This window comes from Monashia sp. HAY1-5C, from assembly GCF_056755255.1.
This window is the reverse complement of the sequence record NZ_JBPGXG010000041.1, coordinates 15,781-31,118: the sequence shown is the minus strand read 5'-3', so window position 1 is coordinate 31,118 and position 15,338 is coordinate 15,781. Positions and strand designations below refer to the sequence as shown.

At 74.4% G+C, this 15,338-nt stretch carries 17 protein-coding genes; 6 read left to right on the top strand and 11 right to left on the bottom strand.

All coding sequences use genetic code 11. The features are described from left to right. The 5 genes from ACR9ZK_RS08680 to ACR9ZK_RS08660 all read right to left on the bottom strand — a co-directional run. On the bottom strand, nucleotides 1-788 hold a 788-nt coding region (locus ACR9ZK_RS08680), incomplete at its 3' end, for an alkaline phosphatase family protein (RefSeq protein ID WP_481341494.1). A 210-nt stretch (nucleotides 789-998) separates the two neighbouring features. Next, nucleotides 999-1,613, bottom strand: coding sequence for a response regulator transcription factor (locus tag ACR9ZK_RS08675; RefSeq protein ID WP_481341493.1), 615 nt, complete (start codon nucleotides 1,611-1,613; stop codon nucleotides 999-1,001). Further along, on the bottom strand, nucleotides 1,610-2,704 hold the full coding sequence (locus tag ACR9ZK_RS08670; protein WP_481341492.1) for a sensor histidine kinase: 1,095 nt from the start codon (nucleotides 2,702-2,704) through the stop codon (nucleotides 1,610-1,612). The genes ACR9ZK_RS08675 and ACR9ZK_RS08670 overlap by 4 nt, the downstream gene beginning before the upstream one ends. After that, on the bottom strand, nucleotides 2,701-3,447 hold the full coding sequence (locus tag ACR9ZK_RS08665; RefSeq protein ID WP_481341491.1) for an ABC transporter permease: 747 nt from the start codon (nucleotides 3,445-3,447) through the stop codon (nucleotides 2,701-2,703). Before ACR9ZK_RS08665 ends, ACR9ZK_RS08670 begins: the two co-directional genes overlap by 4 nt. After that, complete coding sequence (locus ACR9ZK_RS08660) at nucleotides 3,444-4,454, bottom strand: ABC transporter ATP-binding protein (protein WP_481341490.1); 1,011 nt, start codon at nucleotides 4,452-4,454, stop codon at nucleotides 3,444-3,446. The genes ACR9ZK_RS08665 and ACR9ZK_RS08660 overlap by 4 nt, the downstream gene beginning before the upstream one ends. 143 nt (nucleotides 4,455-4,597) lie before the next feature. On the opposite strand from ACR9ZK_RS08660, the gene ACR9ZK_RS08655 reads away from it, so the two are divergent. From ACR9ZK_RS08655 to ACR9ZK_RS08640, 4 genes are read left to right on the top strand one after another with little or no spacing between them, the layout of a single operon-like run. Further along, nucleotides 4,598-4,942, top strand: a complete 345-nt coding sequence (locus ACR9ZK_RS08655; RefSeq protein WP_481341489.1) for a lycopene cyclase domain-containing protein — start codon at nucleotides 4,598-4,600, stop codon at nucleotides 4,940-4,942. Then, nucleotides 4,935-5,276 carry a lycopene cyclase domain-containing protein gene (locus ACR9ZK_RS08650; protein WP_481341488.1) on the top strand — a complete coding sequence of 114 codons (342 nt, stop codon included), beginning with the start codon at nucleotides 4,935-4,937 and terminating at the stop codon, nucleotides 5,274-5,276. The genes ACR9ZK_RS08655 and ACR9ZK_RS08650 overlap by 8 nt, the downstream gene beginning before the upstream one ends. After that, nucleotides 5,261-6,040, top strand: a complete 780-nt coding sequence (locus ACR9ZK_RS08645) for a class I SAM-dependent methyltransferase (RefSeq protein ID WP_481341487.1) — start codon at nucleotides 5,261-5,263, stop codon at nucleotides 6,038-6,040. The genes ACR9ZK_RS08650 and ACR9ZK_RS08645 overlap by 16 nt, the downstream gene beginning before the upstream one ends. Then, entirely contained in the window at nucleotides 6,037-7,713 is a 1,677-nt protein-coding gene (locus tag ACR9ZK_RS08640) for an FAD-dependent oxidoreductase (RefSeq protein WP_481341486.1), read from the top strand. The genes ACR9ZK_RS08645 and ACR9ZK_RS08640 overlap by 4 nt, the downstream gene beginning before the upstream one ends. Here ACR9ZK_RS08640 and ACR9ZK_RS08635 read toward each other — a convergent pair. From ACR9ZK_RS08635 to idi, 5 genes are read right to left on the bottom strand one after another with little or no spacing between them, the layout of a single operon-like run. Beyond that, complete coding sequence (locus tag ACR9ZK_RS08635; RefSeq protein WP_481341485.1) at nucleotides 7,707-8,735, bottom strand: Rieske (2Fe-2S) protein; 1,029 nt, start codon at nucleotides 8,733-8,735, stop codon at nucleotides 7,707-7,709. The genes ACR9ZK_RS08640 and ACR9ZK_RS08635 overlap by 7 nt on opposite strands. Next, nucleotides 8,732-9,661 carry a phytoene/squalene synthase family protein gene (locus tag ACR9ZK_RS08630; RefSeq protein ID WP_481341484.1) on the bottom strand — a complete coding sequence of 310 codons (930 nt, stop codon included), beginning with the start codon at nucleotides 9,659-9,661 and terminating at the stop codon, nucleotides 8,732-8,734. The genes ACR9ZK_RS08635 and ACR9ZK_RS08630 overlap by 4 nt, the downstream gene beginning before the upstream one ends. Further along, nucleotides 9,658-11,184, bottom strand: coding sequence for a phytoene desaturase family protein (gene crtI / locus ACR9ZK_RS08625; RefSeq protein WP_481341483.1), 1,527 nt, complete (start codon nucleotides 11,182-11,184; stop codon nucleotides 9,658-9,660). Before crtI ends, ACR9ZK_RS08630 begins: the two co-directional genes overlap by 4 nt. After that, complete coding sequence (locus tag ACR9ZK_RS08620) at nucleotides 11,181-12,266, bottom strand: polyprenyl synthetase family protein (RefSeq protein ID WP_481341482.1); 1,086 nt, start codon at nucleotides 12,264-12,266, stop codon at nucleotides 11,181-11,183. The genes crtI and ACR9ZK_RS08620 overlap by 4 nt, the downstream gene beginning before the upstream one ends. A 14-nt stretch (nucleotides 12,267-12,280) precedes the next feature. Further along, nucleotides 12,281-12,973: an isopentenyl-diphosphate Delta-isomerase gene (idi, locus tag ACR9ZK_RS08615; protein WP_481341481.1), complete on the bottom strand. Its 693-nt coding sequence runs from the start codon at nucleotides 12,971-12,973 to the stop codon at nucleotides 12,281-12,283. 103 nt (nucleotides 12,974-13,076) lie between these two features. Between idi and ACR9ZK_RS08610 the strand changes: the two genes are divergently transcribed. Both ACR9ZK_RS08610 and ACR9ZK_RS08605 read left to right on the top strand, forming a co-directional pair. Further along, complete coding sequence (locus ACR9ZK_RS08610) at nucleotides 13,077-13,520, top strand: SRPBCC family protein (protein WP_481341480.1); 444 nt, start codon at nucleotides 13,077-13,079, stop codon at nucleotides 13,518-13,520. Nucleotides 13,521-13,560: 40 nt separating this feature from the next. Beyond that, complete coding sequence (locus ACR9ZK_RS08605) at nucleotides 13,561-14,253, top strand: MBL fold metallo-hydrolase (RefSeq protein WP_481341479.1); 693 nt, start codon at nucleotides 13,561-13,563, stop codon at nucleotides 14,251-14,253. Between the two features lie 24 nt (nucleotides 14,254-14,277). On the opposite strand, the gene ACR9ZK_RS08600 is transcribed toward ACR9ZK_RS08605, so the two are convergent. After that, on the bottom strand, nucleotides 14,278-15,294 hold the full coding sequence (locus ACR9ZK_RS08600) for an LLM class flavin-dependent oxidoreductase (RefSeq protein WP_481341478.1): 1,017 nt from the start codon (nucleotides 15,292-15,294) through the stop codon (nucleotides 14,278-14,280). Nucleotides 15,295-15,338 lie beyond the last annotated feature (44 nt).

The window sequence follows — 15,338 nt, the reverse complement described above, 5'->3', positions numbered from 1 at the left end:
CAGTCGTCGTAGACGGGGTCGGGGTCGTTGATCATCGTGCCGACGCCGTTCGCGTCGGGGAAGCGGACCGTGTAGTCGCTCGAGGTGGGCAGGACCGGCGTGGGGTGGGCCGGGTCGCTCGCAGCCGTGTACTCGCGCACCCCGTGGGTCTGCCCCGACACGAGGTTGATGGCGCCGGGTGAGCTGGGTCCGAAGGTGGTGCTGTACGAGCTGTCGCTCATCGCGTACTTCTGCGCGTAGTTCCACAGGGCCGTCACGGTGTTGCCGTCGTAGTAGTCCATGGTCAGGCCCGGGGACGCGAAGTGTCCCGGCTTGCAGGCGTCACGGCTGACGAACTCGACGAACTTGTCCATGGCTCCGCCGTCGTAGGCGCGCTGCTCGTTCCGGTACGTGTGGTCCTGGTCGCACGTGACGGCCTGGCCCGGGGTGAGGCGCATGGGCTGGTCGGCGTTCGGGTTGTTCGGCGCGAGCAGGCCGTCGTGCGCGAGCGTGGCGATGTCGCGCGGGGTGTTCGGCGCGGCCGTGAAGGCGGGTGCGGGGGTCGAGGTGCCCTGGAGGGTCTCGCCGGGCAGGTTGGCGGCATGCGGGTAGGTCGCGAAGTAGTGGTCGAAGGAGATGTTCTCCCCGAAGATGACGACGACGTGCTTGATCGGCGTCGAGGTGCCGGTGCCGTGCGTCGCCGCCGCGGCGGTGGCACCGGCGACCGGGACGCTGCCGAGGGCGAACGCGGACGCCGCGAGGGCGGTCATCGCGCCGCCGGCGACGGCCAGGCGGGTGGGTCTGTACATGCGTGGGTCTCCTTGGACGACAGGCTGTGCCGGATGACGAGCCGGTCGGCGAGCCCGGTCGCCGTTCGACGCTACCGGCGCGCCGCCACCCGCGGGAGGTTGTGCGATGCCCCCGTTGGCCCTGTTCGGCAACTGTTTCCAGGCAGCGGAACTGCGCTTTGCCGTTCTCCCAGTTCAGGGACATCGAGCCCGCAGGTTGCTCCCAGACTCCTACAGCCAGCCGCGGTCCTGCGCGACGCGGGCGGCCTCGGCGCGCGTCGAGGTGCCGGTCTTGCCGATGGCCGAGGACAGGTGGTTGCGGACCGTGCCGGGCGACAGGTGGACGAGCCCGGCGATCGAGGCGACGGTGCCGCCGCGCAGGGCGACGGTGAGGACCTCGCGCTCGCGTTCCGTCAGCGGGTTGGCGCCGTCGACGAGCGACTCGGTGGCGAGGGACGGGTCGACGACGCGCAGCCCTGCGTGGACGCGTCGCACCGCCTCGGCGAGCTGGCGCGCGGGCGTGTCCTTGACGACGAAGCCGGAGGCCCCGGCCTCGAGGGCACGTCGCAGGTAGCCGGGCCGTCCGAACGTCGTGACGACGAGCGTCCGGACCCCGGGCAGCGCGTCGCGCACCGCGGCCGCCGCGGCGATGCCGTCCCGGCCCGGCATCTCGATGTCGAGGAGGCACACCTGCGCGCCCGACGCGCGTGCGGCGTCGACGACCTCGTCGCCGCGCCCGACCTCGGCGACGACCTCGAGGTCGGTCTCGAGCGCGAGCAGGGCGGCGAGCGCCCCACGGACGAGGGCCTGGTCGTCGGCGAGCAGCACCTTGATCGGGTCGCTCACAGCGTCACCTCCAGCACGGTCCCGTGTCCTTCCGGTCCGGTGGCCAGCGACAGCCGGCCGCCGGCCGCCACGACCCTCTCACGGATGCCGCGCAGGCCGTTGCCCTCGGGCCGGTCCTCGAGGCCGCGGCCGTCGTCGCGGACGGTGAGCCGGTTGGTGTCGAGCTCGACCCAGCACTCGTCGGCGTCGCTGTGGCGCACGACGTTGGTCGTGGCCTCCCGCAGGACCCAGGCGAGCACGACGCGGTGGCGCGGGTCGACGACGGCGTGGTCGGCAGGGACGTGGCCCTCGATACCGGCGCCCGCGAGCGCAGCTCTGGCCGAGGCGAGCTCGGCGTCGAGGCGTGCCGCCCGGAGCCCACCGACGGTGGCGCGGATCTCGGCGAGGGCCTGGCGACTCAACGCCTGGATCTCGGCGAGCTCGGCGCGGGCTCGGGCCGGGTCGAGGTCGACGAGCCGCTCGGCGAGCTCGGCCTTGACGGTGACGACGGTGAGCGAGTGGCCGAGGACGTCGTGCACGTCGCGGGCGACGCGCTCGCGCTCCTCGACGAGGGCCAGCTCGCGCGACATCGCCTCGTAGGCACGGCCGCGGTCGCTCATGAGCCGGATGCCGGCCGTCATCGCGCTGACGGCGAACACGATGGCGACGACGACCCAGGCGCCCTCGTCGGGCTCGACGAGCACCGCGACGAGGACCGAGCCCACGACGGCGACGACGGCGATGCCGAGCGACCACAGCAGCGGGAGCGCGAACATCGCGAACGAGACGACGAACGGCACGAAGCTGAGGCTGTCGGTGCCGATGATCGCCAGCGTCCCGAGCGTGCAGACCACGAGCCCGGCCAGGTACAGGGCCCCCACGCCGTACTGCGGCCGGCACGCCTTCCGGAGCACGTCGAGGTGGCGTGAGCCCGTCGCGTAGAGCGCGCCGAAGACCACGGTGAGAACGAGGCCCACGACGCGCTGCCACCACGGCCCGTCCGCGGAGACGATGGCGAAGACGGGGAAGAGGAGGAAGACGAGCCACACCGACTGGACGACCCAGCCCCACCGCTCCCACGGGTTGTGGTCCGGCGAGGGCGAGGTGGTCACTGGCGCTCCCGGCCACGCCGGACGAACCACGTCGCCAGGGCGCCGAGGACCAGCGTCCACACGACGACGTTCGCGATCGGCAGCCACAGCGGGTCGCGCGACCCGTCGGTCAGCCAGCCCTCGGTCAGGGGGTAGCGGGCCAGCGCCGCGTACCCGTAGAGCGGCGTGAGCTTGGCGAAGGCGAGGAGTCCACCCGACAGCGGCACGAACAGGTTGCCGAGGAAGGCGAGCACGACGATCGAGCCCGATGCCGCCCCGACCGACGCCTCGGACTGGAACGCGGTACCCATGAGGAGACCGTAGACGGCGAAGACCGCCGAGCCGACGAGCGTCAGGAGGGCACTCAGCAGCCAGGCCGTGGCGGAGCCGTGGGCGCCGGTGGCGGCCCCGAGGAGGTACGTGAGAGCCACCGGGATCGCCGCCACCGACATCGCGACGAGTGCCTTCCCGGCGATGTAGGAGGAGTCGGCCAGCGGCGTCAGCCCGATCTGGCGCCCCCAGCCCTGGACCCGCTCGACGGCGGCGTTGGCGCTGATGCTCGTCGTGGCGGTGACGGCGCCGTAGGCGGCCATGGTGATCATGACGTACATCGCGACGTTGCCGTTGCCGATGTCGGCGCCCTTGGCGTCGACGGTGGCCCCGAAGATGAGGTAGAAGAAGGCGGGCAGGACCGCCGTGAAGAACATCGAGCTCCAGTTGCGCGTGATGCGCCGGAGGTCGAGCAGGACGAAGGTGGCGTTCATCGGACGAGCTCCTGCAGATGGTCGGTGGGGGTCGTGGTGAGCGGGGCGGTCTCCGGTCCGGTGCCCCCGGTCAGGGTCATGAAGGCCTCTTCGAGCCCGGCACTGGTGATCTCCAGGTCGCCGGCACCGAGCTCGACGAGGAGCACGCGGGCGACGGCGTCGGAGTCGGCCGCCGAGACGACGACCCGGTTGCCGCGCTCGACCACCGAGCGGACGCCCTCGAGGGCGCGCAGCCGCTCGACCGAGGGGGCCAGCATCGACGCCGGCAGCGCCGCGGACACCGTGCGCCCGGTGGCGCGAGCGCGGATCTCGGCGGTCGTGCCGTCGGCGACGACCCGTCCGCCGGCGACGAGGACGATCCGGTCGGCGAAGGCGTCGGCCTCCTCGAGGTAGTGCGTCGCGAAGACGACGGTGCGGCCGGCGTCGGCGTCGGCGTGCATGGTGTCCCAGAAGTCGCGGCGGGCCGTGACGTCCATGCCGGCGGTGGGCTCGTCGAGGACGAGCAGGCGCGGGTCGGGCAGCAGCGCCAGGGCGAAACGCAGCCGCTGCTGCTCGCCGCCGGAGCACTTCGAGACGCGCCGGTCGGCGAGCGCCGTCAGGCCGGCGCGCCCGATGACCTCCTCGACGGGCGCGTGGGCCGCGTACGTCGAGGCGATCATCCGGACCGTCTCGCGGACCGTGAGGTCGCGCAGCAGGCCACCGGTCTGCAGCACCGCCGAGACCTGGCCCGAGACGACGGCCGCGCGGGGACGGCGGCCGAAGACCTCGACGGTGCCGCTCGTCGGCTCGGTGAGGCCCAGGACCATGTCGAGGGTCGTCGTCTTGCCGGCACCGTTCGGGCCGAGGAACGCGACCACCTCGCCCTGTCCGATGCGCAGGTCGAGGCCGTCGACGGCCCGGACCTCGGAGTCGGCGCCTCGGCGTGGGGCGAAGACCTTGACGAGGGAGCGCAGCTCGATGGCTGCGGGGTCCGGGTCATCGCCCGGGGACCACATCGCTGATGTCATGCCATCACTGTCGTGCCCGGCACCCCTCGCGCGCAGCGGCAGTCGTCACGAACCGTCCATGACAGGTGTCACGAGCCTCGTGCGACCGATGGGCGCGGCAGGGTCGCTGGGTACGGTGACGGCACGGCGTCGATCGGAGCCCCTTGGACCGCTACCAGTACCTCCTCCTCATGGCCGGCTGCCTCGCGGTGACCCTGCCGCTGGAGTTCGTCCTCCGCGCCCGGGTGTACCGCCGGCCGGTCCTGCTCGTCATGGCCCTCGTGCCGGTCGTCGTCGTCTTCTCGGCGTGGGACCTCCTCGGCATCCACCGGGGCCACTGGAGCTACAACCCGGCCTACGTCACCGGCATCGACCTGCCCGGTGGGATGCCGCTCGAGGAGCTCGTCTTCTTCGTCGTCGTGCCGGTCTGCGGGCTGCTGACGTACGAGGCGGTCGGGTGGGTGCTGTCCGTGCTGCGACACCGCGTGCGTCGGGCGCGCGATGCCTGAGTACACCGTCCTCGCCGTCGTCGCCGTGCTCGCGACCGTCGCGCTCGAGCGCTGGTCCGGCACGCGGGTCTTCGCGCGGGCGCAGTTCTGGCTCGCCATGGCGATCGTCTTCGCGTTCCAGATGCTCGTCGACGGCTGGCTGACCAAGCTGTCCGCGCCCATCGTGCTCTACGCGCCGGGACAGCACCTCGGCCTGCGCTGGCCCTGGGACGTCCCCGTCGAGGACTACCTCTTCGGGTTCGCCCTCGTCGCGGGCACCATCGTGCTGTGGGAACGGGCCAAGCGGTCCCGCGCCCGTGCGGAGGAGGAGGAGGACCCGTGGGTGCAGCGGTGACCCGGCCCGACGTCCCCGAGGCCTTCGACGCCGTCGCGGACCGGTACGACCTCATGGTCGGCCTCAGCCCCGGCTACCACCGCCAGCTGCGCTCGTCCGCCGGGCACCTCGTCCGCGGCGCGCGCGACGGACGCGGCCGGTCCGGATCGTCCCCCGAGGCGGCCGGACCCCTCCGGCTGCTCGACCTCGGGTGCGGGTCGGGGGCCTCGACGCGGGCGGTCGTCGACGCGCTCGGGTCGGCCCCGGCGTCGCTCCTCGGCGTCGACGGGTCCGAGGGGATGCTGGAGGTCGCCCGGGCCAAGAGGTGGCCCTGGTGGGTGCGGTTCGCGCGGGGGCGGGCCGAGGAGCTCGCGTCGCAGCCCGAGCTCACGACGGCGCGTGAGGAGGGCGGCCTCGACGGCGTCCTCGCCGCCTACCTCGTGCGCAACGTGCCCGACCGTGACGCCCTCCTGCGGTCGGTGCGCGACGTGCTGCGGCCCGGCGGGGTCCTCGTCGTGCACGACTACTCCGTGCGCGGCCGGCCCGTGTCGACGCTCGTGTGGACCGCCGTCTGCTGGGCCGTCGTCGTGCCGCTCGGCTGGCTCACCTCGCGGCACACGGCGATCTACCGCTACCTCTGGCGCAGCGTCCTCGACATGGACTCCACGGCACAGCTCGAGGAGCGGCTGCGTCGGGCGGGGTTCGAGGAGGTCGCGACGCACCCCGTCCCCGGCTGGCAGCGCGGCACGGTGCACACCGTCGTCGGCCGGCGACCCCGGCGATGACGGCGCGCGCCCGGCGCGGCCCGGGGCCCCCCAGCACGTGGGGGCCGGGGTCCCGGAGCACGTGGGGACTATGGCGCCCCTGGGGGCTGGGGCAGCCGTGGGGGCCCGGGCACCCGTGGCGGCCCGGCCTCGACCGGCGCGCCGAGCTGCACCGTGCGGCCTCGGCCTCCCCGGCGCCGCAAGGCCGCCCGGGGCGGGTCCTCGTCGCCGGTGGCGGGATCGCCGGCCTCGCCGCCGCCACCGGGCTCGCCGAACGCGGGGTCGAGGTTGTGCTCGTCGAGCGCGAGGCGACGCTGGGGGGCCGGGTGCGCTCGTGGCCGGTGGGCACCGGTGCCGGTGACGCGGCCGGCGGCGACACGCTGACGATGAGCCGCGGGTTCCACGCCTTCTTCCGGCAGTACTACAACCTGCGCAGCCTGCTCCGGCGGGCCGACCCGGGGCTCGAGCGGCTCGTGCCCGTGCCCGACTACCCGCTGACCCTCGCCGACGGTCCGACCGACTCGTTCGCCCGGATCCCCCGGACGCCGCCGTTGTCGATCGCCGCCTTCGTGGCGCGCAGCCCGAGCTTCCCGCTGTCGGCCCTGCGACGCGTCGACGTCGGGGCGGCCCTGGGCCTGCTCGACGTCCGGTTCCCGCAGACGTACTCCGAGCTCGACGGACGCAGCGCCGCCGACGTGCTCGACGAGCTGCGCTTCCCGGACGAGGCCCGGCACCTGGCCCTCGAGGTCTTCGCCCGCAGCTTCTTCGCCGACCCGCGGGACTTCTCCGGCGGCGAGCTCGTCGCGATGTTCCACACGTACTTCACCGGCTCGGCCGAGGGCCTGCTCTTCGACGTGCCCGACGACGACTACGACACCGCGCTGTGGGGCCCGCTCGCCCGCTACCTCCGGCGGCTCGGGGTCGACGTGCGTACGGGCACCTCGGTGACGCGGCTCGACGACGATGGCGGCGCCGTCCGGGCCCAGCTCGACGACGGCCCGTCGCTCGTCGCGGACGCCGTCGTGCTCGCGGTCGACCGGACCGCGCTCCAGCGTCTCGTCGCCGGTGCCGCGTGGCTGGGCGACGGCCCCTGGCGTGACGCCGTGTCCCGCCAGCGGTCGGCCCCGGCGTTCGCCGTGTGGCGTCGCTGGCTGGATCGACCTGCGGCAGAAGGCAGTCCGCTGTTCCTCGGCACGAGCGGCTACGGCCCCCTCGACAACGTCACGTTCGTCGACCGCATGGAGGCCGGCGCGTCCGCGTGGGCGCGCCGGACCGGAGGGTGCGTCATCGAGCTGCACGCCTACGCCTTGCCGCCCGGCACGCAGGAGGGCGACCTGCGTGCCGAGCTGGGACGCCAGCTGGACCGGCTGCACCCCGAGCTGTCGGGCGCGGCGGCGCTGCACGAGGAGTGGCTGCTGGCCGACGACTGCCCGCTGGCGGGGACCGACCCGTGGGCGGCCCGTCCCGGCGTCCTGACCCCCGACCCCAGGGTCGTGCTCGCGGGTGACGGCGTCCGCTGCGACCTGCCCGTCGCCCTCATGGAACGCGCGGCGACGACGGGGTGGCTCGCCGCCAACGCCCTGCTCGCGGCGCGCGGACTGCCCGGGCACGACCTCTGGTCGGTGCCGACGCGGGGGCTGGGACAGCCCGTCGTCCACCAGCTCCGCCGCGCCCTCGCGGCGAGGCGTCAGTAGCCGTAGGTCTCCCCGCGGTCGCGCAGCAGCCACCGGCGCTCGGCGTAGGCCATGTCGTCGACCCACAGCCGGCGGGCCGTCGCGGCGACCGCCGGCCGCAGCAGGGCGGCCGCACGCCGGGCCACGGCGAACCCCGGCCGGTCCGAGTGCGCGATCGTCGCCTCGGTCATGACGGTCGTCGGCACGCCCGAACGGTCACGTCCGACGAGGGTGGCATGGGTCTCGACGACGCTGCCCGCGCCCTCTCCCTCCACGATCGTCATGACGATGGACCGGGCGTCGGGACAGGTGAACTCGGCGCGCACCGGGACCGCATGCCGGCGCGTCACGCGGAAGGCGACGTCGACGACGAGGCGGTCGTCGCCGGACGCGTCGTCGTCGACGGTGAGGTGGCTGAAGGCGTACGGGTGGTACCACGTGCCGTGCCAGGGGTCGAGGCGGTTGGCGACGACGTCGGCGGGCTCGCACGCGCCGCGCACCGCGACGACGGTCGCGAACGACCGCGCCGCCGGAGGGCGCACGGGCAGGGCCGGGGCGTCGGTGGCCTCCTCGCCCTCGGTCCGCAGCCGGACCCACAGCAGCACGCCGTCGTCGAGCGCCGGCAGGGTGAGCCAGTCCCGGCGCACCCCGGGACCGAGCGCGAGCCCGTGCCACCGGCAGTACACGCGGTCGTGCATGACCTCGCAGTCGTCGAGCAGGGCACCGAGGTGCGGACAGGCACCCGGCCCGGCGAGCAGCGTCCCGTCGGCGGACCGCCACAGCACGACCTCGCGGCCCGCGACCGTCCGGGTCAGCGACCGCGTCGACCCGACGTCGGCCGACGCGCCGACGACGTGCCACCCCCCGGGGTCGCGGCCCTGGGCGTCGAGGATGGAGCGGTGGATCCGCGACGGGCGCGCCTTTCGCCACGTGCCGGCGAGGAGGTCGCGTGGCTCCTCCGGGAGCACGCGCAGGGGGTTGGCGGGTCGACGCGGCGAGGGCTGGGTGGCGTCGGGGCCGGTGCGCAGGGTGCGGAACGTCATGGGGTGACCGCCGATCGCCGGGTCGGGCCGAGGGTGGGGCCCAGGGTGGGCCCGAGGACGAGGATGCGCGTCGACAGGGCCGCCTTGTGCCACGTGGGCACCCGCGCGCGGCCCGTGAAGACGTCGTAGTCGCGGGCTTCGATCCGGTCGAGGATGCGCGCGTAGAGGGTGCGGGCCGCCGCGACGCACCGTGCCGAGGACGGCGGCAGCATCGGGATGCCGGCGTCGGCCAGCCGGTAGAGCTCGCGGTTGCGGGCGATCTCGAAGCGCATCAGCTCGCGCCACGCCGGTGACACGGCGCGCTCGTGCGGGTCGGCGCCGAAGCGACGCAGGTCCTCCCGAGGCACGTAGACGCGGCCGCGGTCGAGGTCCTCGCCGACGTCGCGCAGGAAGTTCGTCAGCTGGAAGGCCAGCCCGAGGGACCGGGCGGGGGCCAGCGCCGCCACGTCGCGCGGCCGCAGCACGGGCAGCATCATCTCGCCGATGACGGCGGCCGAGCCGTCCATGTAGGCGAGCAGGTCCTCCCACGTCTCGTACGTCGACCGGGTGAGGTCCTGGGCCATGGCGGCGAAGAAGCGCTCGAAGCACTCGTCCGCGATGCGGCAGACGCGGACGCTGTGCCGGATCGCGGCGAGGACGGGGTCGTCCGTCGGCTCGCCGCGCACGACCGCGCGGAACCGGTCGGCGAACTCGGCCAGCCGGGTCGTCGTGGCGGCGACCCGGTCGCCGTCGGTGGCGCCCGGGTCGTCGACGATGTCGTCGGCGAGCCGGCACAGGGTGTACACGGCATGGACGTGACGACGCCGTTCGGGCGGGAGCAGCAGCGTGCCCCAGTAGTAGGTCGTGCCGTGCTCGCGGGTGACGCGGGCGCACCGGCGGTAGCCCTCGACGAGCAGCGCGTCGGCGGGACGCGACGCCGCAGTCATCGCGCTGCCCCGGCCCGGCTGGCTCGCCGGGGGCGGCCGCCCGGTGCGCCGAGCCGCGGCGGCAGGTACGCGTCGACCCGCTGCGCCGCGAGCTTGCCGCTGACGAGCACCATCGGCACGCCGACGCCCGGAACCGTCCCCGACCCGGCGAACACGAGGCCCGGCACGCGTCGTTCGACGTTCGAGGGCCGGAACGGCCCGGTCTGCATGAAGGTGTGGGCCAGGGCGAACGGCGTGCCGAGGTGCATCCCGAGGCGCTGCCAGTCCAGCGGCGTGACGAGCTCCTCCGTGACGACGTCGCTCGGGTACCCGGCCGACTCGAGGAAGCGCAGCAGGCGCTCACGCGCCGGGCCCCGCTCGCGCCGCCAGTCGATCGGCGCCGAGAGGTTCGGCACCGGCTCGAGGACGTAGAGCACCGAGTCGCCTTCGGGTGCCAGGCCCGGCTCGGTGACGGTCGGGACGGTGACGAGGCGCGAGGGGTCCGGCATGAGCCGACCGTCGTCGACCAGGGCCCGGAACGCACCGTCCCAGTCGGCCCCGAAGTGGATGTTGTGGTGCCCGACGCCCGGGCCGGGTTGCCCGAGCGCCCCCACGTGCCAGACGACGGCGGACGGCGAGTACGTCCCCGTCCGGGTGACCCGCGGCGCCCGCAGCTCAGGGAGCAGCCGCTCGTACGCCGTGGGCAGGTCGAGGGTGCAGACGACGGCGTCGGCGGTGATGCGCTCGCCGGACTCGAGCTCGACGCCCGCCACCGCGCCACGGCGGTCGAGGACGAGCCGTGACACGGCGGCGCCGAACCGCAGGTCCGCCCCCGCGCGCGACGCCGCGTCCGCCAGTGCTGCCGGCACCGCGTCCATGCCGCCCCGGGGCCAGTACACGCCCTCGACGGTGTCCATGTACGTGATCACCGCGTAGAGGGCGAGGGCGCTCTCCGGCGACAGCCCGGCGTACAGGGCCTGGAAGGAGAAGAGCCGGTGCAGCCGCTCGTCGCGGAACCGTTCGCGCACGACCGGTCCGAGGCGGCGGAAGGCCCCGAGCCGGACGAGCTCGAGCGCGGCGCGGGGCGAGGCGAGCAGGTCGAGCGGCGAGTCGAAGTTGGCGTCGATGAAGTGCGGCATCTCGACGCGGTAGAGCCGCCGCAGCCACGCGACGAAGTCGACGAAGGCCGCCGCGTCACGCGGCCCGCACATGGCGGCGATCTCCTCGCGCATCGCCTCGACGCCGTGGCGCACGAGGATCCGGCTCCCGTCGGCGAAGCACGCACGGTAGGCGGGGTCGAGGCGCCGCATCGGCAGGGCGTCCTCGATCGAGCTGCCGGCCGCGGCGAGCGCGTCGCCGACGAGGCCCGGCATCGTCAGCACGGTCGGGCCCGTGTCGAACGTGAACCCGTCGCGCACGAGCCGGAGCCCGCGTCCGCCCGGGGCGTCGTGGCGCTCGACGACGGTGACCTCGTGGCCCCGCCCGAGGAGGTGGCAGGCGGCGGACAGCCCCGAGAGCCCGGCGCCGATGACGACGACGCTCACGAGTCCCTCCAGGCGATCGACGCTGCGACCTCGCGCAGCCCGGCCGCCGCGACCGCGTCCAGCGACGCGTCGTCGAGGGCGGCGTACGCCTGCTCCACCTCGGCACGGATGCGGTCCTCGACGCGGGCCAGCACGCCCACCTCGCGCATCAGCTGCTGGACGACGGGCACGTCGTCGGGGGTGATGGAGCCCGCGTCGCCGAGGTAACGGGAGACGACGTCGGCGGGCAGGAGCTGCGTCGCCTCGGCGAGCAGGACGGTCGGCTTGGCCGACAGGAGGTCGTCCCCGACGGGTTTGCCCGTGCGGCGAGGGTCACCCCAGACGCCGAGGACGTCGTCGCGCAGGGCGAACGCCTCGCCGAGGTGGGCCCCGAAGGTCGACAGCGCGGCGACGGCCTCGGGCCTCGCCCCGGCGGCGAGCGCGCCGAGCTCGAGCGGCCGCTGCACCGTGTAGGCCCCCGACTTGAGTCGGGCCACGAGCCGGGCGCGTCCGAGGTCGCGGCTGCGCCCCGCAGCACCGGTGACGTCGAGCAGCTGGCCCTGCACGAGCTCGCGCAGCATGTCGGCCCAGGCGTGCCGGACCCGGGCACCGACGCCCGCGACGAGCGCCCAGGCCTCGCTCAGGGCCAGGTCGCCGAAGAGGATGGCGACGCTGTCGCCGAAGAGGACGGGGTCGCCGAGCGCGCCGGCGCCGGCATGGGCCTTGGCCGCCTCGACGTGCACGGCGACCCGGCCCCGGCGGGTGTCCGACCGGTCCATGACGTCGTCGTGGACGAGCGCGAAGAGGTGGACGAGCTCGAGCGCGGCGCAGGTGGCGACGAGGTCGTCGCGGGTCGTGGTCGAGCCGCCCGCGGCCGTCCATCCCCAGTGGCACAGCACCGGGCGCAGGCGCTTGCCGCCCGGCGGGGACAACCACGCGAGCAGCACCTCCGGCAGGTCCTCGTGCAGGACCGGCACGGCCTCCGGCGACCGGCCGCGCCACTGCTCGGACAGCCGAGCACAGACGTCCGCGAGGAGCGCGTCGGCGGCAGCGAGGGTGCGGGCGACGTCGGCTGGCGCGACGTCGGTGCGGGTCGGCGACACCCTCCCACCCTCGGTCACGGGAGGGCCCCGGGCAAGGGTGCTGTCGAGGGTTGCCGGCCGCTCGAGGTCGACGCGTCCGGTGCCGTCACGCCGCTGGGGCGGGCCGGGACGTGCGGGGGCCGCAACGCCGGCGGCAGCCGGCGGGCGTCACCGCGCCACGACGCCGGCGGGCCGAGGTCGGCGAGTCGTGCGACCTGCTCGACGCACCACGGCGACACCGTGCGTCGGCCCGCGACGACCTCGTCCGCGAACTCCCGCCACGGCACCCACTCCCACTCCTCGACCTCGCCGGCCAGGGGAGCGAGGGGCACGTCGGCCTCGACCCGGACCGTCGTCACCGGGCACAGCTCGAGCTCCACGACGCCGTCCGTCTCCGCGCGGTACCGGAAGTCGGGCAGGACGACCGTCACGGGACCGACCTCGAGGCCGAGCTCGTGGGACGCCCGCCGTCGCACGGCCGCGGCGAGCGGCTCAGCGGGCAGCGGGTGGCCGCAGAACGAGTTGGTCCACACCCCGGGGAAGGTCTGCTTGGACGTGGCCCGGCGCGTGACGAGGAGGCGGTCGTCCGCGTCGAGGACGTAGCAGGAGAACCCGAGGTGCAGCGGGGTGTCGGCGTGGTGAACGTCGCGCTTGGGGGCCGACCCGACGGGCTCACCTCGCTCGTCGAGCAGGACGACGCACTCCAACCCCACAGCACGTCCTCCCATCGGATCACGACAGGCCTTCAGTACCCGCGGGGGCCTGCCGGGTCACATCCTGCCTGCGGCGCAACCTCGGGCGGTCCGCTCCGTCGTGGGCCACACTGGCGGCATGGCCCGGTTCGAGGTGACCATCGACTCGCCACTGCCCGCCCCCGAGGCCTGGCGACGCGTCCTCGACCTGCGGACGCACGGTGCCGTCATCCCCCTGACGACCGTCTCGGGCGAGGTGCTGGAGCCGACCCGGCTGAGGGCGGGTGCGCGCTTCGTGGCCCGCACGGGGCTCGGTCCGATCGGGTTCGACGACCCCATGGTCATCGAGAGCTACGCGCCGCCCACTGCGCACGACCCCGGCATCGCGCGCATCCGCAAGGAGGGCAACGTCGTCACCGGACGGATCACGCTGCGCGTCACCCCGAGCGCCACGGGCAGCGTCGTCGGCTGGCGGCAGCGGATCCGCGTTCGGGGTGTGCCGGACGTGTTCGGGCCGGTCGTCGCGCGGGTGGCCGAGGCGGCGTACCGGCGGGCCCTCGAGGAGCTGCTGCGCCGCTCCTGACGAGCGGCGCTCGAGGACATCTCCTCCTAGGGTGGGGGCCATGCGCGTGGACGACGTCGTGCGGGTCGGGCTCGGCACCTTCGTGCGTCCACCGGAGGAGACGGGAACGGGCAGCCCGCGGGTCGAGGCCGTGTACGGCTACCTCGCCCGGACGCCGGCGGGGCTGCTGCTCCTCGACACCGGGCTCGGCGCGGCGGACGCCGAGACCGACGCGTGGTACCGGCCGCGCCGCGTGCACGTGGCCGACGCGCTCGCCACGGTCGGCGTCCGGGTCGACGACGTCGCCATCGTCGTCAACTGCCACCTGCACTTCGACCACGTCGGCGGCAACCCGATGTTCGCGGGCCGACCGATCCACTGTCAGCGACGCGAGCTCGAGACGGCCCGCGCCGGCGACTACACCGTCGATGCCCTCGTCGACTTCGAGGGCGCCCGCTACGAGCTGCTCGACGGCGAGGCCGAGATCGCTCCCGGCGTGCACGTCGTGCCGACGCCGGGGCACGTCGACGGGCACCAGTCGGTCCTCCTGCGCTGCGACGACGGCACCGTGGTCCTCGCCGGTCAGGCCCACGACACGGCCTCGGCCTGGTCGGCCGACGCGCTCGCCGCGCAGGCCGCCACGCTCGGGCACGAACCCCCTCTGCCGGAGCCGAGCCCGTGGATGGCGCGCATCCTCGAGCTCGACCCGCGGCGCGTCGTCTTCGCCCACGACGCCGCTGTCTGGGAGCCCTGACGAGGAGCTCGACGCGGATCTACCTCAGCGCCAACCGAGTCCGGGCGCCACGTGCGTCAGCACGCTTTCGATGACGTGTGCGTTGTAGTCGACGCCGAGCTGGTTCGGCACGGTCAGCAGCAACGTGTCGGCTGCCGCGATCGCCTCGTCCTCGCCGAGGTCGCGGACGAGCTGCTCCGGCTCGCCGGCGTACGTCTTGCCGAACCGTGCCGTGCCGCGGTCGATGACCCCGACCTGGTCGCGGCTGGCCGACTCGCGGCCGAAGTAGGCACGGTCCAGGTCGCTGACGATGGGGAACACGCTGCGGCTCACCGAGACCCGCGGCTCGCGCTCGTGACCGGCCGCCTTCCACGCGTCGCGGAAGCGCTGGATCTGCTCGGCCTGCAGCTGGTGGAACGGCACCCCGGTGTCCTCGGTGAGCAGCGTCGAGCTCATGAGGTTCATGCCCTGCTGGGCGGTCCACTCGGCCGTGGCCCGGCTGCCGGCACCCCACCAGATGCGCTCGCGCAGCCCCTCGGAGTGTGGCTCGACGCGCAGCAGGCCCGGCGGGTTGGGGAACATCGGACGCGGGTTCGGCTCGGCGAAACCCTTGCCGGACAGGACGTCGAGGAAGATCTCGGTGTGCCGGCGCGCCATCGCGGCGTGGTCGCCGCCCTCGGGCTCGTGGCCGAAGTAGCGGAACCCGTCGACCACCTGCTCGGGTGAGCCGCGGCTGATGCCGAGCTGGAGCCGGCCGCCGGCGATGAGGTCGGCCGCGCCGGCGTCCTCGGCCATGTAGAGCCGGTTCTCGTAGCGCATGTCGATGACGCCCGTGCCGATCTCGATGCGGCTCGTGCGGGCACCGACCGCCGCGAGGAGCGGGAACGGCGAGGCGAGCTGGCGGGCGAAGTGGTGGACCCGGAAGTAGGCGCCGTCGGCGCCGAGCTCCTCGGCGGCCACCGCGAGGTCGATCGACTGGAGCAGCGCGTCGGACGCCGACCGCGTCTGCGAGTGCGGCGTCGGGCTCCAGTGGCCGAAGGACAGAAAGCCGATCTTCTTCACGTGCCGTCCAACGCGCGGGAGGCGCAAAGCCTTCCACGCCGCCC